Genomic DNA, 14956 nt, shown 5'->3' on the forward strand with positions numbered 1-14956 from the left:
GATGAAACCTCTCGCAGCGGCTTACAGCCAACGCTTGCTCAAGGGCCAGGCGCCGACCTACGAGCGCCTGCAAGCCCGCCTGGCGGAAGATGGCAGCCCGCTGGGCGCCGAACCGATTGCCGTGCATTGCGGCTGGGGCCGGTTGTTGATCGGCCACACCTTTGCGGACCCGGCGAGCCTGGCTCAGGAACTGCTGCATGAGCAGCCTGGCGAACGCGACATCGCGCTGTACGTGGCCGCGCCCCAGCAGATCCTCGGGATTGATCCGCAGCAGCTGTTCCTGGACCCGTCCGACACGTTGCGCCTGTGGTTCAGCGACTATCGGCCCGCCACCCGCGTGTTTCGCGGCTTTCGTATTCGCCGGGTGCAAACTGAAGCCGATTGGGCGGCAGTCAACCAGCTGTATCAAGGCCGCGGCATGCTGCCGGTCGACGCCGAGCGCCTGACCCCGCGCCATCAAGGTGGCCCGGTGTATTGGCTGGCCGAGGACGAAGACAGCGGCGCGGTGATCGGCGGCGTGATGGGCCTCAATCATCAAAAAGCCTTTCACGACCCGGAAAACGGTTGCAGCCTGTGGTGCCTGGCCGTCGACCCACAGTGCACACGCCCTGGCGTGGGCGAGGTGCTGGTGCGCCACTTGGTGGAGCACTTTATGAGCCGTGGCCTGAGCTACCTCGACCTGTCGGTGTTGCACGATAACCGCCAGGCCAAGAGCCTCTACGCCAAGCTGGGTTTTCGCGCGCTGACCACCTTTGCGATCAAGCGCAAGAACGGCATCAACCAGCCGCTGTTTCTCGGCCCCGGCCCGCAGGCCGGGTTCAACCCATACGCGCGGATCATTGTCGAAGAGGCTCACCGGCGCGGCATTGATGTGCACGTCGATGATGCCGATGCCGGCCTGTTTACCCTCAGCCATGGCGGGCGCCGCGTGCGCTGCCGTGAATCCCTGAGCGACCTGACCAGCGCCATCAGCATGACCCTGTGCCAGGACAAAAGCCTGACCCACAAAGTGCTCAAAGCGGCCGGTTTGAACCTGCCCTCGCAGCAATTGGCGGGCAATGCCGACGACAACCTGGAGTTCCTCGACGAACACCAGCGCATCGTGGTCAAGCCGCTCGATGGCGAGCAAGGCCAAGGCGTGGCGGTGGATCTGCAGACCATCGAGGACGTGCAGAAAGCTGTCGAAGCGGCGCGTCAGTTCGACAGCCGTGTGCTGCTCGAAAGCTTTCACGAAGGCCTCGACCTGCGCATCCTGGTGATCGGTTTTGAAGTGGTCGCCGCCGCCATCCGTCGCCCGGCCGAAGTGACCGGCGACGGCCAGCATTCCATCGGCGCCTTGATCGAAGCCCAAAGCCGTCGGCGCCAAGCCGCCACCGACGGCGAAAGCAAAATCCCGCTGGACGCCGAAACCCAACGCACCCTGCATGCCGCCGGTTACGACTACAGCAGCATCCTGCCACGTGGCGAAACCCTGGCGGTACGCCGCACCGCCAACCTGCACACCGGCGGCTGCCTGGAAGACGTCACGGCGATTCTGCACCCGACCCTGGTCGACGCCGCCGTACGCGCCGCCCGCGCGCTGGACATTCCCATGGTCGGCCTGGACCTGATGGTGCCCGCCGCCGACCAACCCGAGTATGTGTTTATCGAAGCCAACGAACGGGCCGGCCTGGCCAATCACGAGCCGCAACCGACTGCGGAGAAGTTTGTGGATTTGTTGTTTCCGCATAGCCAGCCGACCGCTTGAGAAATGTGTCGCCTGCACCGGCGCTATCGCGGGCAAGCCCGGCTCCCACAGTTGAATGCACTCCAATGTGGGAGCCGGGCTTACCCGCGATAAGGCCAGTACAGGCGATGGATTTCCAGCTGACCTGTTCCCCTCATCGAAACCATCGATGCCCTCACCTCATCAGGAGTTTCCATGACTCGAACCATCCCCGAACCGGACCTGAACTACCTGCAAAAAGTGCTGCTGGAAATGCTCGCCATTCCCAGCCCTACCGGGTTTACCGACACCATCGTGCGCTACGTCGCCGAACGCCTGGAAGAACTGGGCATCCCCTTTGAGATGACCCGGCGCGGCACCATTCGCGCCACCCTCAAGGGCCAGAAAAACAGCCCCGACCGCGCAGTGTCCGCGCACTTGGACACCATCGGCGCCGCCGTACGTGCAATCAAAGACAACGGCCGCCTGACCCTCGCTCCGGTCGGTTGCTGGTCCAGCCGTTTTGCCGAAGGCAGCCGCGTCAGCCTGTTTACCGACAACGGCGTGATCCGTGGCAGCGTGTTGCCGTTGATGGCCTCCGGGCACGCCTTCAACACCGCCGTGGATGAAATGCCAGTGAGTTGGGACCACGTGGAATTGCGCCTCGACGCTTACTGCGCCACCCGCGCCGACTGCGATTCCTTAGGCATCAGCATCGGTGACTACGTGGCCTTTGACCCACTGCCCGAGTTCACCGAGAGCGGGCATATCAGCGCGCGTCACCTGGACGACAAAGCCGGTGTCGCCGCCCTGCTCGCCGCGCTCAAGGCGATCATCGACAGCGGCGAACCCTTGCTGATCGACTGCCACCCGCTGTTTACCATCACCGAAGAAACCGGCAGTGGCGCCGCTGCTGCCCTGCCGTGGGACGTGAGTGAGTTTGTTGGCATCGACATCGCCCCGGTCGCACCCGGCCAGCACTCCAGCGAGCACGCCGTGAGCGTGGCGATGCAGGATTCCGGCGGGCCGTATGACTATCACCTGTCCCGGCACTTGCTGCGCCTGGCCTCGGACAATGACCTGCCAGTGCGGCGCGACCTGTTCCGCTATTACTTCAGCGACGCGCATTCGGCGGTGACTGCCGGCCACGACATTCGCACCGCGCTGCTGGCGTTTGGTTGCGACGCGACCCACGGTTACGAGCGCACGCACATCGACAGCCTGGCGGCGTTGAGTCGCCTGTTGGGCGCGTACATCCTCAGCCCGCCGGTATTCGCCAGCGACGCGCAACCGGCCCAGGGTTCGCTGGACCGCTTCAGTCATCAGATCGAGCATGAAACGCAGATGGAGAGCGACACTCGCGTGCCGTCGGTGGACAGCTTGGTGGGCCAGAAGTCCTGACACGGGCACACCGGATACTGGCAAGACGGATCCCGGCGCAGTAGCATCGCCGGGATTCTACCTCTGAGGCTTTTATGCTGATTCCCTACGACGCACTTGAAGTCGACACCCTGACGCGCCTCATCGAAGACTTCGTGACCCGCGACGGCACGGACAATGGCGATGAGACGCCCCTGGAAACCCGCGTATTGCGTGTGCGACAGGCGCTGACCAAGGGCCAGGCGCTGATTGTGTTCGACCCTGACAGTGAGCAATGCCAGTTGATGCTCAAGCACGATGTGCCCAAGCATCTGTTCGATTGAGGGTGTTTTACGGGTTGGTTTGGGCTTGTGTGGCTTGGCGTTCGAGGATTTTCTGATACACCTCGGCGCGGTGTATGTTGACCCCTATCGGAGCCTGGATACCGAATTTTACTTGGGTGCCGTTTAGTTCGAGGATGTGCAAGGTGATGTCATCGCCGATAGAGATGATTTCGCCTATGGCGCGGCTTAAGACCAGCATGGCGGTTGTCCTTTTGGAGTGACAGGACCTTGACCATGCGCGCTTGGGTGGGGGGCGACAATGGCTTGCCGTTAAATCAGACGAGACCTACATTTATAGGTAATTTGCCTGACAGACATGGGTTGATTAGGGGGGGGTTGGGGTTGTTGAGTACATATCCGTTGCTGCGGTAACGGCGGCTATTGGTTCCGCCCTTACGGCGGGTCACTTTTGGAAAAGAGCCCCAAAAGTAACCAAAAGGGCTCTTGCCCCACCACTCGGCACCTCGCCTAGGCTCGGTGTGCCCTCACTCCGGCTTTGGACCGTGGGCCGCCGCCATGGGCCATCCTTGGCCCATCGCGGCTAAACCGGCGTCCTGCCGGTTTACCCACGCTCCAAAGCCTGCGTTCGGCCAGCGTGGTTAACGGGGCGCCTAAGATCAAGATCAAAAGCAGATCAAGATCAAAAGCAAGAGCACGGCGGCCTAGTAGCCGACCTGAGTGGTTAGATCAAAAGCAAAACCGAGGCGGCCTGACAGCCGACCTAATCGTGGAGGCTGAACTCAATCAAATGTGGGAGCTGGCTTGCCTGCGATGGCATCAACTCGGTGTACCTGATACACCGAGATGCCTGCATCGCAGCGGTGCGGCGATCCGACAAGCCAGCTCCCACAGAAAAGCAGAGCACTGCAGTGCTGGCAGCCGAACTCGGTCAAAATTGTGGGAGCGGGCTTGCTCGCGAATGCGGTGGGGCAGTTACACATGAGCTGACTGACCCACGCCTTCGCGAGCAAGCCCGCTCCCACATTGGGATTTCATTACATCAGCTAGATAGGATGGTGCTCTGCTTCTGCTCTGCTTTTGCTTCAACCACTCAGGTCGGCTACTAGGCCGCCGTGCTCTTGCTTTTGATCTGCTTTTGATCTTGATCTGAGGCGCCCCGTTAAACCACGATGGCCGAACGCAGGCTTGAATCCGTGGGTAACCCGGCAGGACGCCGGGTTAGCCGCGATGGGCCAAGGATGGCCCATGGCGGCGGCCCACGGATTCAAGCCGGAGTGAGGGCATGCCGAGCCTAGGCGAGGCACCGAGTGGTGGGGCAAGAGCCCTTTTGGTTACTTTTGGGGCTCTTTTCCAAAAGTGACCCGCCGTAAGGGCGGAACCCTAAGTGGCCGTTACCGCAGCAACGGATATGCCCCCCACCAAAACCTCACCCCCTAACCGCCTGCGCCTTAGCCCGCATCTTATCCGCCATCGAAGCCATCTCGTCATACAGCAACTGCGGGTTCTTCTGCTTCAACGCCCAAGCCATACGCCCCTGCTCATGCGGCAGAATCATAAACTCCCCCTCCGCCACCCGCTGGTAAATATAGTCAGCAATGTCCGCCGCCGAAATCGGCGAACTCTCGAGCAACTTACCCACCTGCGCCTTCATCGCCGGGGTAGGCCCGCGAAACGAATCCAGCAAGTTGGTCTGGAAAAACGACGGGCACACCACATGCACACCCACTTCCTGCTGCTTGAGTTCCACCAGCAAACTCTCCGACAACGCCACCACACCCGCCTTGGCCACGTTGTAGTTACTCATCGCCGGCCCCTGCATCAGTGCTGCCATTGAGGCGATGTTGATGATCCGGCCCTTGCTCTTCTCCAACAGCGGCAGAAACGCCTTGCAGCCCTTGACCACGCCCATCAGGTTAATCGCGATCTGCCAGTCCCAATCCTCCAGAGACAACTCGGCGAAAAAACCACCCGAGGCGACGCCGGCATTGTTGACGATCACATCAACCCCACCCAGCTTGACCTCGCAGGCCTGGGCAAACGCGGTGAGCTGGCTGTAATCGCGCACATCACAACGCTGGATAAACCCATCGCCACCCGCCTCGCGCACCAGCCTGAGGGTTTCCTGCAAGCCAGGCTCACTGACATCCGACAAGGCCAACTGCCAGCCCTCACGGGCCCAGCGCAGCGCGATTTCGCGACCCAGGCCGGACCCGGCGCCGGTGATCATCATGCGATTTTGCATAGGAAAGTAGCCTTGTGGTTCACGGAAGAAGTGATCGGCAGTGTAGCGAAGGTTTTTCCCACACCCACGCACCATCCAATTGATGAATGCCTCGGGCAAACCTGGGGCCGGGTGGGAGAGCTACGTATAGCGTAAGTTCAATCTTTTTCAACTAATACGGCGTATTTGCGAACGCATTAAAAGAAATAAGCAAGTTTGCAAAATGCTTTAAAAAACCAGGGAATTTTCTGCCGACCGGTACAGTCGGAGTTAATAAGGCGTCTGTATTAAGGTGACGGCCTAGCGTTTAATAACCGGTCTTTGCAGAAGGCCTATAAGGAAAAAAACTATGAGCCTCATTCTGATCATTATCCTGATCCTACTGCTGGTAGGCGGCCTGCCAGTATTCCCGCACTCGCGTAACTGGGGCTATGGCCCGTCGGGTATTCTGGGCGTTGTCCTGGTCGTCCTGCTGGTGCTGTTGTTGCTCGGTCGGATATAAACACCGGACAAAAAAAGAGGCCTCATTGAGGCCTCTTTTTTATTGCCGTTAAATTAGTCCGGCTTACCGTCGATAACACCGGCGGTGTTATCCAACAAGCTCTTGGTCGCTGTCTGCAGGAACGATTCGAGTTTCTGCTTCAGCGCCGCTTCGTCCGGCGATTCAGGGATCACTTTACCGGTCGGGTTAGCGCCCAGTTCGTATTCCCACAGTTTGGGTGGCATTTCCTTTGGCAGTACCAGGATACGGTCTGCGGTGACCAAGGCCACCGTCTGGTCGCTGCCCGACGGCTTGATCACACCAAAGCCCTTGTCGCCTTCCGGCAGGTTCAGCAGGTCACGGCCCCAGCACTGGTGCAGGGTGTCGCCACCGAGGCGGCCCATGATGGTCGGCACGATGTCGATCTGGGTGCCCACGGTGTGGTCACGCTCGCCGAACTTCTCCTGCATGCCCGGTGCAATCATCAGCATCGGCACGTTGAAGCGGCCCAAGTCCATTTCGGTGATCTGCTGTTCGTTGCCGAAGCCGTGGTCACCCACGATCACGAACAGGGTTTCTTTGAAGTACGGCTCTTTACGAGCCTTTTCAAAGAACTGGCCCAGGGCCCAGTCGGAGTAACGCATGGCCGTCAAATGCTCGTTGAGGCTGCCACGGTCGGTGACTTTCTCTACCGGCAATGGCGTCGGCAATGCGTACGGCGTGTGGTTGGACAGGGTTTGCAGCAGCGCGTAGAACGGCTTGCCGCCTTCGCGGGCTTTCAACTCTTCCAGGCCACGGGTGAACATGTCCTGGTCGGACACACCCCACGTCGGGTCGGAGAACACCGGGTTGACGAAGTCATTACGCCCGATGAAGTTGGTCATGCCCTGGTTGCTGAAGAAGCCCGACTGGTTGTCCCAGGCGAAATCGCCGTTGTAGACATACACGTCGTCAAACTTGCGCGCGCTGAGCAACTGCGGCAGGCCCGACAGATTGTGGCTGCCTTCCGGGGTCTGCATCAGGTATTCGAAGCCCGGCAGGTTCGGGAAGCAGGCCATGGTGGCGAACATACCCTGGTGGGTGTGGGTGCCGTTGGAGAAGAAGCGGTCGAACAGCAAGCCTTCTTTGGACAACTTATCGAAGTACGGCGTGATGTTGCCTGGGCGGCCCAGCGCACCGACCGAGTGACCGGCGAAGCTTTCCATCAGGATCACTACAACGTTCTTGATCGGCAGGGTCTTCTCGGCCGGTGGCGTGTAGTCACGGCGCACCGCTGCGGTGTCGGTATCCACCAGCTTCTCTTGCGGCAGCACCAGCATGTCACGCACGGTTTGGGTAGCCAGCGGCTGATCGAGGGTGGCCTTCCAGATGTTGGAACGCTCCTCAGAGAAACGCGACTTGGCCGCGGCGATCAGCGACAAGGTGCCGTTCAAGCCCAGTTGGTTGGCGAAGTTCGATTCGGTGGTGTAGACATCACCCCAACGCAGCGGCGGGCCCTGGCGCAGGGTGCCACGGATGGCGACCACGGCGATCAACAGGCAGACCACGAACACCGCGATGCGGCTGTACCACGGCGCCACTTGGCGGGTGCCGATGCTGCCGCCGCTGAACGGGCCACGTGGGCGCGTCGCACGGTCGGCGCCTTTGAAGGCGATGCTCAGGATCAGTGTGCCCACGGCCCAGGCCAGCAGGTAGCGCACCACCGGGAAACCGTACCAGAGCATGCTCATCACGGTTTTCGGGTCTTCCTTCACGTACTGGAAGACCAGGCCGTTGAGGCGCTGGTGGAACTCGCGGTAGAAGTCCATTTCCATCAAGCCCAGGAACAGGGCAATGCTGGACACCACGGTCAGCCACAAACGGAAGAACCCGCGCGCCGCCATGGCCCTTACGCTGAACAACGCCAGCAGCAGCGGGACCAGCGCGTACATCACAAAGCGTATGTCGAAGCGCGTGCCGTTGACGAACGCTTCCAGGAAGGTCGAGGCAGGCGTGTCGAGGATCATCTCGCGGTTATAGGCCAGCAGCGCCAGGCGCAGCAGGGAGAACATCACCATCATGACCAGTGCGCAGAGCAGTGTGTACGCCAGATGGGATTTGACGGTCGGTTGCAGCAGGCGATTAGAAGCTCGCTGCTGACTCAGGGCGTCCGGGTTTGCCATGTCGTTTCAGGACCCATTGGAAGTTTAAGTTACGAAAAAATGCAGTGGCGTCCGTCCCTCGCCCAGGCTGGCTGGGGTAGGCGGTTAACGCGGTGGCGCAAATGGTGCCCGATCAATGGCAGCAACGCTATTAATTACTGAACGTGCGCCGCCCTTGCGCCTTTAACGGCACTTGAGATAGAGCCGTGGCAGCGTCATAAAGCCGGAGAATTGTCTTGGAAAAGATGTGAAAATTTCGTACACCGAATACTTTCGACACACAAAACTTTAAATACGCTAAAAACCAATGTGGGAGCGGGCTTGCCCGCGATAGCTGTATGTCAGCCAGCAGAACTGTGGCTGATAAACCGCTATCGCGGGCAAGCCCACTCCCACATTTACTGTGCCCACTCAGGATAAGAGTGAGCGCTGGTGGCGTCAGATCCGCACGTTGCCCCGTGGCCCGGCGATTGCCCAGATGATCAGGCCCAGCACCGGCAACAGCAGGATCAGCAGAATCCACAACACCTTGGCCCCGGTGCTTGCGCCGCTTTTGAACACGTTGATGATCGCCCAGATATCCAACGCCAGGATGATCAGGCCAATCAGGCTATTAAAAGTGGAACCCATGGTGTCGCTCCTAAGTGAGGGCATGCACTTGTAGGATAGTCAGCCCTGGCAGGGGTTCCGTTTTATTTCAGACGTGTAAGGCGACGCGCAGCGCTTCCAGGGACGGCTCGGCCTTGATGCCGACTTCAGCGCACAGTTGCAGCACACGCGGCAGGTCGTTGCCGTAGACCAGCACCGCCTGGATTTCGTCGTCCAGCAGTTGGCTGAAGTTGAGCAGCACATAACCGCCATCTTCGGGGCTTAAGGCACTCATCTGGATCTGGATGCGGTTCAGCGCAGTGAGGTCTTCGGTCTTGGCCAACTGCTTGGGCTTGAGATTGAACGCTACGCCCGGGCCAAACGACGCGACGATCTGCGCGAACAGGTCGGCATAGGTGTCGGCCTGGAACAGCACGGTCTCCGGTAGGCTACCGACTACGACCCACTCTCCCAGCGCAATCGGGAAGCTGTCGTCGTAGTTGATATCCGGGTTGGCTGCCAGAAAGGCTGCAGGGTCGGCGTAGGCCTGGGCCGCTTCCTCGGCGATGCGCGCTACTTCGTCCTCGCCCATGACGCCGGCGCTGATTTTGCTGATGAGTTCGACGAGGGCGGTTTTCATGGGGTGATCCTGTGGCGAGCTGGTTTTTGAGGGCGCGTAGCCTACACCAGTTTCTGCAACTGCGCCGTCGTATCCACCGCGCCCATGGTCTGAGCCGCCGCCAGTGCAGTCGCGCCCTGGGCATCAGTGGCCTTGGGGTTGGCGCCTTGGCCGAGCAGGTAGTCGACCATGTCGACACGGTTGAACATCGCCGCCATCATCAACGCCGTACGGCCGTCCGAGGAGGCCGCGTCTACCGGCGCGCCGCCGTCGATCAGCGCCTTAACCACCGGCAGGTTGCCTTTGAACGCCGCACCAGCCATTGGCAGTTGGTTCTTGTCGTTGGCGATTTGCGGGTCAGCCTTGAATTCCAGCAGTACTTTTACCGCGTCAGCGTGGCCGTGATAGGCCGCGAGCATCAGCAAGGTGTCGCCATTGTGGTTGCGCAGGTTGGGGGGCAAGCCTTTGGCCAGCAGTGCGGCGAGCATGGCGGCATCGCCTTTGCGCGCCACGTCGAAGACTTGCTCGGCAAATTCAGCGGCTTCGTCTTCGGTCATTTGTTTAGGCTGGTCTGACATGTGGGGCTCCTTAACTGGGTGCTGCTTCTGGAATAAAGAATAGGCGCCCAGTGTCGCGATGGAGTTCCCCACTGTCATGGCTTTTTTACCAAAAGCCGCCATAGGCACAATCAATAGCGCTGCTTTTAATAACGCTGTTCTTAATAACGCTGCTCTTAATAACGCTGCTCTTAATAACGAAAGTGCCCGCCCTGAATCTGCGCCAACAATTGGCCGGTCACCGGTACATAGCAGTCCGACCCCGGCAGCCAGGCATACACCGGGTCGTTACCCGCTTTGTCCGGGTCGAAGGCCTCCTCCTTGAGCCGCACTTTCTGGTACTTGAAGGTGCCGGTGGTTTCCATCTTCACCTTGATCCGCAGGAACAACGGCACCGCGTAAGGCGGAAGTTGGCCGTGAGCGAACTGCAGCAATTCACGCATATCAAGGGAGGCCAGGGACTCACTTGGGGTGATGGCGACCATGCCGGCGCGGCCATTGGTGTTTTCGATCTCGACACCGTAGGCCACCACTTCGGCGATCTGCGGGTGTTGCAACAGCACATTCTCCACTTCGGTGGTGGAGACGTTTTCGCCCTTCCAACGGTAGGTGTCGCCAAGGCGGTCGACAAATTGCGCATGGCCGAAGCCGATACTGCGCAACAAGTCGCCGGTATTGAAGTAGCGGTCGCCCTTCTCGAACACGTCGCTGAGGACCACCTTGCGGTTCTTTTCCGGGTCGGTGTAGCCGTCAAACGGCGATTTTTCATCGATCCTGGCCAGCAGCAACCCCTGCCCGCCCGTTTGCACCTTGCGCATGAAACCGTCGCTGCCACGGACCGGCTCACCCGCTTCGTGGGAGTAGTCCACCAGTGCCCAGTGCTGCAGGCAGAAGCCGATGGTGTTGTCGAAATTCAACACATTGGTGAAACCGATATTGCCGTCGCTGGCGGCATACAGTTCGCAGATGTGCTCAACGCCGTAGCGTTGCTTGAACTGGGCCCAGACGCCGGGGCGCAGGCCGTTACCGACCATCTTGGTCACGCGGTTATCGAGATCCTCCGCGCTGGCGGGCTGGTCGAGCAGGTAGCGGCACAACTCACCGACATAACCCAGGGTGGTTGCGTTGAATCTGCGCGCATCGTCCCAGAACTGGCTGGCGCTGAATTTACGCCGGATGGCGAACCCCGACGCCCCGACAATCGCCGAACCCCAGCACACGCACAGGCCAGTGGCGTGGTACAGCGGCAAGGTGCAATACAGGATGTCTTCGGGGCCCATGTCCAGGGCGATGCTGCCGAAGCTGACGGCGGTTTTGGTCCAGCGCCCGTGTTTCATGATGCCGGCCTTGGGCAAGCCCGTGGTGCCGGAGGTGTAGATATAGAAGCACGGGTCGTTGAAGAAGATTTGCCCGGTGCTGGCGGGGTTGTCCACCGGGCATTCGGCAACGGCGGCCATCAGGTCGATATAGCCATCGGGCACTGTGCTTGACTGCTGGTCGGCGACAAACCAGGTTCTGTGCGCAGTGATCGCCACTTGATCGCGCACCGCAGCGTAGGCAGCCACCAACTCCGCACCCACCACAATCGCCACCGGGCTGACCAGGTTCAGGCTGTGCACCAGCGCCGCCTGGGTTTGCGAGGTATTGAGCATGGCGCAGATGCCGCCCAGCTTGGCCACGGCCAATACGTTGAGCAGCAATTCGGGACGGTTTTCGATAAACAGCGCGACCACATCACCCTTGCCGATGCCCTGCGCGTGCAGGTGATGGGCAATACGGTTGGCACACTGGTTGGCTTCGCGGTAACTGAGCACCCTGTCGGCGTACAACAACGCCGCGCCGTCAGGGTTGCGCAGGGTGGCCTGTTCGAAGTGCCAACCCAGGCCGCAGGGTTGCTGGGGGTCGGTGACATTCGCGGCGCGCATGCCGCGTACCACGCGTGGCAGGGCTCGAACAATCGCGGGCACCTTACGCAGCATCTTGCCCCAGGTGATCATGTCGTCTTGCGGATGGGTCATGGCGGAACGTCCTTTTTCTTATTCTTCGTATGAGCCAGGAACACCGGCAATCCTGTCGCCAGGAGGCCGAGCGCCTTGCAGGAAAATACGCCTGCCGTTCTTTGGCTGTACACGCAGGATTTGAAAAGTTTTGTATCCCAACGCAGCGCCGCCACAAAAATGGAATTGTGCGGCCTCTGGGCAGTCATTATCAGTAAGGGCGACCTGAAACGGTCAACCTCGATAGCGCAAAATGCAGGATGCACGATGGCCATTCATGCAATTTGCACGAAACTGAAAATAAGGATATTTTTTAAGTAATTGTTTTATAACGGTTTTTTACAAATACGAATACTGGCACAATCACTGCACCTATCACTCCACGCTTGCCAACTTGAGCCAACGGAGCTGATAGACATGAGCCTGATCCAAGATAAATTCGCTTCTGTATTCTCCCAATACGACGTCACCACTCAGCCACGCCCAGACGGCGGCATCCTGTTGACCCTGCGCAACAGCGAAGGCAAACAGATCAAGCGCTCGATTTCGTATCAACAGCTGCACACCGCCGACCAACTGACGTGGGTGATCAGCGCCATCCGCCGCGACCTGGCCGAACAAGCCAGCGACCTGCCGCAAATTTCGATGCTGCAAAGCCAGAACCGCTTTGCGTTGCCGACTTACCATTCGGCCTAAGCAACTGCTGTGCAAAAAGGGCCGCGACGCCATTAAGCGTCGCGGCCCTTTTTTTATGGCGTGTCAGCACAGCCCCTGGCGGGTAGCCTCATTCATCGCCTGTACGCGATTGGTGACTTCCAACTTGCCGTAGATGTTACGCAGATGGAATTTGACCGTGGCTTCGGAGGTGGCGCGAATCTGGCTGATTTCCCAGACGGTCTTGCCCTCCGAGGCCCAGCGCAGGATTTCCAGCTCAGTCGGCGTGAGAGGCTTGCCGCCTAAGCTCAGCCGCCTTCTAACCACCACGGGCACGGTAACCAGCGTACGACACGACTCCTCTGGGCCACTCATTGATCTCTCTCCTTGTATTAGCGGATGCCCTGCCATCATTCGGATTGCTCCTATTGACAGGTGGCGCAAACATCAAAAACGAAAGAGAGAGTTACATAACGAATGGGATGAAAGCACAAGGCGCAGCATAAACAGCTACGCCCTACAGGAAATTAGGCTTATTCCTACAACAACTTCCAACCCGCCTGAGTTGAACAGTTAAATATTTGTGCTTAGTCGTCCAGGCCTGGAAAACCACCGGTAATATCAGCGCCGGTAAACTCAGGTACCCGGCCTTGGGCGGTGTTGAACAAACGCAGGGTTACAACGTGTGGATTCTCACCCATGTCGAACCAATGCGGCATACCGGCCGGAATCACCAGCAGGTCATTTTTCTCACAGCGCACCGCGTATACGTAGTCGCCCACGTGCACGCTGAACAGGCCTTGGCCCGCGATGAAGAAACGCACTTCGTCTTCGCTGTAGCGGCGCTCATCGAGGAACTGCGCACGCAGCTCTGCTTTCTGCGGATGCTCGCCGCTCACGCTGAGCACCTCCACAGCCGCGTAGCCAAGGCTATCGATCTGCGGTTGGTATGCAGCGATCATTTCAGCATTGCTGGCGCCCTTCTCGATAGGGCTAGGTTGCCAGCGCTCAAAGCGTACGCCGTGTTCGGCCAGGGTCTTGGCGATATCGTCGAAGTGGGTCAGGACCTTGTTCGGGGTATCGGGTGTAGCAACGTGGTAAACAGCGACATAACTCATTGCTCGTCTCCTTTATTCGGCTCTTGCAATCGAAGGCCAATGATAATGGCGGCGGCCAGCGCCGCGACGCTGGCGATGCTGAAGGTCAGGGTCGGGCCCAGCAGGTTCCAGCTATAGCCGGCATACAGCGCGCCCACCGCGCCACCGGTGCCGGCCAACGCGGCATACAGCGCCTGGCCCTGGCCTTGCTGGCGATCATCGAAGCTGCGTTGAACAAAGGCAATCGCCGCCGCGTGGAAGCTGCCGAAGGTGGCCGCGTGCATCACTTGCGCCAGCAGCAGCACCCAGAAAAATTCGGCGAATGAGCCCAACAGCAACCAGCGTACGGCCGCCAGCAGGAAACTGGCCAGCAGCACCCGACGCACCGAAAAGCGTGTGAGGATGCGGCTCATGGCCAGGAACATCAGCACCTCCGCCACCACCCCGATGGCCCAGAGCATGCCGATCACGCCACGGCTGTAGCCCAGGTGTTCCAGGTGCAGGGTGATGAAGGTGTAATACGGGCCGTGGCTCATTTGCATCAGCGCCACGCAGGCATAAAACGCCAGAACGCCGGGGCTGCGCAATTGCTTGAGAAAACCGGCACCGGCCAGGCGATTGCCGTGGCTAACAGGCTGCGCGTTGGGCACCCACAGGCTGGCGCCGATGATACCGGCCATGATCACCACGACCACCACCGGATAAATGTCCAGGCTCAGCCAATCGAACAGGCGCCCCATGATCACCACAGTGAGGATGAACCCGATGGAGCCCCACAGGCGGATCTGGCTGTAGCGTGAGGTTTGCTTTTGCAGGTGAGCCAGGGTGATCACTTCAAACTGCGGCAACACGGCGTGCCAGAAGAATGCGTGCAGCGCCATCACCAGGGCCAGCCAGGCGTAGGTCTTGCTCACGAAGATCAGTGAGAAGCTGGCCAGGGTGCACACCGCGCCAAAGCGCACGATGGCCAGCCGCCGACCGGTATAGTCGCCGAGCCAGCCCCACAGGTTTGGCGCCACGCAGCGCATCAGCATGGGGATGGCCACCAGCTCGCCAATGCGCGCGCTGGAGAACCCCAAATGATCGAAATACAGCGCCAGGAACGGCGCCGTCGCCCCGAGCAGGGCGAAGTAGAAGAGGTAGAAGCTGGAGAGGCGCCAGTACGGGAGGGCTTGGGTCATGCGGTAAGGGGCTGCTTCGCAGCCCAGCGGGAGCAAGCTCGCTCGCCACAG

General features: G+C 59.8%; 15 protein-coding genes. 5 read left to right on the forward strand and 10 right to left on the reverse strand.

Going from position 1 to position 14956, the window contains the following annotated elements:
- The first annotated feature begins 1 nt into the window (after position 1).
- From ngg to ACI77I_RS09895, 3 genes are all read left to right on the forward strand, one after another.
- Positions 2 to 1747, forward strand: a complete 1746-nt coding sequence (ngg, locus tag ACI77I_RS09885; RefSeq protein ID WP_242151504.1) for an N-acetylglutaminylglutamine synthetase — start codon at positions 2 to 4, stop codon at positions 1745 to 1747.
- 174 nt (positions 1748 to 1921) lie between these two features.
- Complete coding sequence (locus ACI77I_RS09890; RefSeq protein ID WP_094953533.1) at positions 1922 to 3106, forward strand: osmoprotectant NAGGN system M42 family peptidase; 1185 nt, start codon at positions 1922 to 1924, stop codon at positions 3104 to 3106.
- 74 nt (positions 3107 to 3180) lie between these two features.
- On the forward strand, positions 3181 to 3408 hold the full coding sequence (locus ACI77I_RS09895) for a YheU family protein (protein ID WP_053257215.1): 228 nt from the start codon (positions 3181 to 3183) through the stop codon (positions 3406 to 3408).
- Positions 3409 to 3415: 7 nt separating this feature from the next.
- Here ACI77I_RS09895 and csrA read toward each other — a convergent pair whose 3' ends face one another.
- Positions 3416 to 3607 carry a carbon storage regulator CsrA gene (gene csrA / locus ACI77I_RS09900; RefSeq protein ID WP_094953534.1) on the reverse strand — a complete coding sequence of 64 codons (192 nt, stop codon included), beginning with the start codon at positions 3605 to 3607 and terminating at the stop codon, positions 3416 to 3418.
- 1188 nt (positions 3608 to 4795) lie between these two features.
- Positions 4796 to 5611, reverse strand: coding sequence for an SDR family oxidoreductase (locus tag ACI77I_RS09905; protein ID WP_406997410.1), 816 nt, complete (start codon positions 5609 to 5611; stop codon positions 4796 to 4798).
- A 328-nt stretch (positions 5612 to 5939) separates the two neighbouring features.
- Between ACI77I_RS09905 and ACI77I_RS09910 the strand changes: the two genes are divergently transcribed.
- Positions 5940 to 6092 carry a DUF3309 family protein gene (locus tag ACI77I_RS09910; RefSeq protein WP_015885095.1) on the forward strand — a complete coding sequence of 51 codons (153 nt, stop codon included), beginning with the start codon at positions 5940 to 5942 and terminating at the stop codon, positions 6090 to 6092.
- Positions 6093 to 6145: 53 nt separating this feature from the next.
- On the opposite strand, the gene ACI77I_RS09915 is transcribed toward ACI77I_RS09910, so the two are convergent.
- From ACI77I_RS09915 to ACI77I_RS09935, 5 genes are all read right to left on the reverse strand, one after another.
- Positions 6146 to 8233 carry an LTA synthase family protein gene (locus ACI77I_RS09915; RefSeq protein ID WP_406997411.1) on the reverse strand — a complete coding sequence of 696 codons (2088 nt, stop codon included), beginning with the start codon at positions 8231 to 8233 and terminating at the stop codon, positions 6146 to 6148.
- Positions 8234 to 8650: 417 nt separating this feature from the next.
- Complete coding sequence (locus tag ACI77I_RS09920) at positions 8651 to 8842, reverse strand: PLDc N-terminal domain-containing protein (RefSeq protein ID WP_003192770.1); 192 nt, start codon at positions 8840 to 8842, stop codon at positions 8651 to 8653.
- A gap of 67 nt (positions 8843 to 8909) precedes the next feature.
- Positions 8910 to 9440: a hypothetical protein gene (locus ACI77I_RS09925; protein WP_094951436.1), complete on the reverse strand. Its 531-nt coding sequence runs from the start codon at positions 9438 to 9440 to the stop codon at positions 8910 to 8912.
- 41 nt (positions 9441 to 9481) lie between these two features.
- A complete protein-coding gene (locus ACI77I_RS09930) occupies positions 9482 to 9997 on the reverse strand; it encodes an ankyrin repeat domain-containing protein (protein ID WP_094951437.1) in 516 nt (171 codons plus the stop codon).
- Positions 9998 to 10167: 170 nt separating this feature from the next.
- A complete protein-coding gene (locus ACI77I_RS09935; protein ID WP_406997412.1) occupies positions 10168 to 11994 on the reverse strand; it encodes a long-chain-acyl-CoA synthetase in 1827 nt (608 codons plus the stop codon).
- A gap of 396 nt (positions 11995 to 12390) precedes the next feature.
- On the opposite strand from ACI77I_RS09935, the gene ACI77I_RS09940 reads away from it, so the two are divergent.
- Positions 12391 to 12669, forward strand: a complete 279-nt coding sequence (locus tag ACI77I_RS09940) for a DUF3509 domain-containing protein (RefSeq protein ID WP_406997413.1) — start codon at positions 12391 to 12393, stop codon at positions 12667 to 12669.
- Positions 12670 to 12732: 63 nt separating this feature from the next.
- On the opposite strand, the gene ACI77I_RS09945 is transcribed toward ACI77I_RS09940, so the two are convergent.
- The 3 genes from ACI77I_RS09945 to ACI77I_RS09955 all read right to left on the reverse strand — a co-directional run bounded on the left by ACI77I_RS09945 (position 12733) and on the right by ACI77I_RS09955 (position 14905).
- Positions 12733 to 13002 (reverse strand): response regulator transcription factor, encoded by a 270-nt coding sequence (locus ACI77I_RS09945; RefSeq protein WP_094951440.1) that lies wholly within the window; start codon positions 13000 to 13002, stop codon positions 12733 to 12735.
- 212 nt (positions 13003 to 13214) lie between these two features.
- Positions 13215 to 13745: a 1,2-dihydroxy-3-keto-5-methylthiopentene dioxygenase gene (locus ACI77I_RS09950; RefSeq protein WP_406997414.1), complete on the reverse strand. Its 531-nt coding sequence runs from the start codon at positions 13743 to 13745 to the stop codon at positions 13215 to 13217.
- Positions 13742 to 14905: an MFS transporter gene (locus tag ACI77I_RS09955; protein ID WP_406997415.1), complete on the reverse strand. Its 1164-nt coding sequence runs from the start codon at positions 14903 to 14905 to the stop codon at positions 13742 to 13744. The genes ACI77I_RS09950 and ACI77I_RS09955 overlap by 4 nt, the downstream gene beginning before the upstream one ends.
- Between the last annotated feature and the right edge of the window lie 51 nt (positions 14906 to 14956).

Source organism: Pseudomonas sp. D47 (assembly GCF_045447305.1).
GTDB lineage: Bacteria > Pseudomonadota > Gammaproteobacteria > Pseudomonadales > Pseudomonadaceae > Aquipseudomonas.

Bases quoted from the DNA above. Each gene is read 5' to 3' on its own strand.
- ACI77I_RS09895 (WP_053257215.1), top strand. From the start codon at position 3,181: ATGCTGATTCCCTACGACGCACTTGAAGTCGACACCCTGACGCGCCTC.
- ACI77I_RS09955 (WP_406997415.1), bottom strand. From the start codon at position 14,905: ATGACCCAAGCCCTCCCGTACTGGCGCCTCTCCAGCTTCTACCTCTTC.
- ACI77I_RS09935 (WP_406997412.1), bottom strand. From the start codon at position 11,994: ATGACCCATCCGCAAGACGACATGATCACCTGGGGCAAGATGCTGCGT.
- ACI77I_RS09890 (WP_094953533.1), top strand. From the start codon at position 1,922: ATGACTCGAACCATCCCCGAACCGGACCTGAACTACCTGCAAAAAGTG.
- ACI77I_RS09910 (WP_015885095.1), top strand. From the start codon at position 5,940: ATGAGCCTCATTCTGATCATTATCCTGATCCTACTGCTGGTAGGCGGC.
- ACI77I_RS09925 (WP_094951436.1), bottom strand. From the start codon at position 9,440: ATGAAAACCGCCCTCGTCGAACTCATCAGCAAAATCAGCGCCGGCGTC.
- ACI77I_RS09920 (WP_003192770.1), bottom strand. From the start codon at position 8,842: ATGGGTTCCACTTTTAATAGCCTGATTGGCCTGATCATCCTGGCGTTG.
- ACI77I_RS09940 (WP_406997413.1), top strand. From the start codon at position 12,391: ATGAGCCTGATCCAAGATAAATTCGCTTCTGTATTCTCCCAATACGAC.
- ACI77I_RS09945 (WP_094951440.1), bottom strand. From the start codon at position 13,002: ATGAGTGGCCCAGAGGAGTCGTGTCGTACGCTGGTTACCGTGCCCGTG.
- ngg (WP_242151504.1), top strand. From the start codon at position 2: ATGAAACCTCTCGCAGCGGCTTACAGCCAACGCTTGCTCAAGGGCCAG.
- ACI77I_RS09905 (WP_406997410.1), bottom strand. From the start codon at position 5,611: ATGCAAAATCGCATGATGATCACCGGCGCCGGGTCCGGCCTGGGTCGC.
- ACI77I_RS09950 (WP_406997414.1), bottom strand. From the start codon at position 13,745: ATGAGTTATGTCGCTGTTTACCACGTTGCTACACCCGATACCCCGAAC.
- csrA (WP_094953534.1), bottom strand. From the start codon at position 3,607: ATGCTGGTCTTAAGCCGCGCCATAGGCGAAATCATCTCTATCGGCGAT.
- ACI77I_RS09930 (WP_094951437.1), bottom strand. From the start codon at position 9,997: ATGTCAGACCAGCCTAAACAAATGACCGAAGACGAAGCCGCTGAATTT.
- ACI77I_RS09915 (WP_406997411.1), bottom strand. From the start codon at position 8,233: ATGGCAAACCCGGACGCCCTGAGTCAGCAGCGAGCTTCTAATCGCCTG.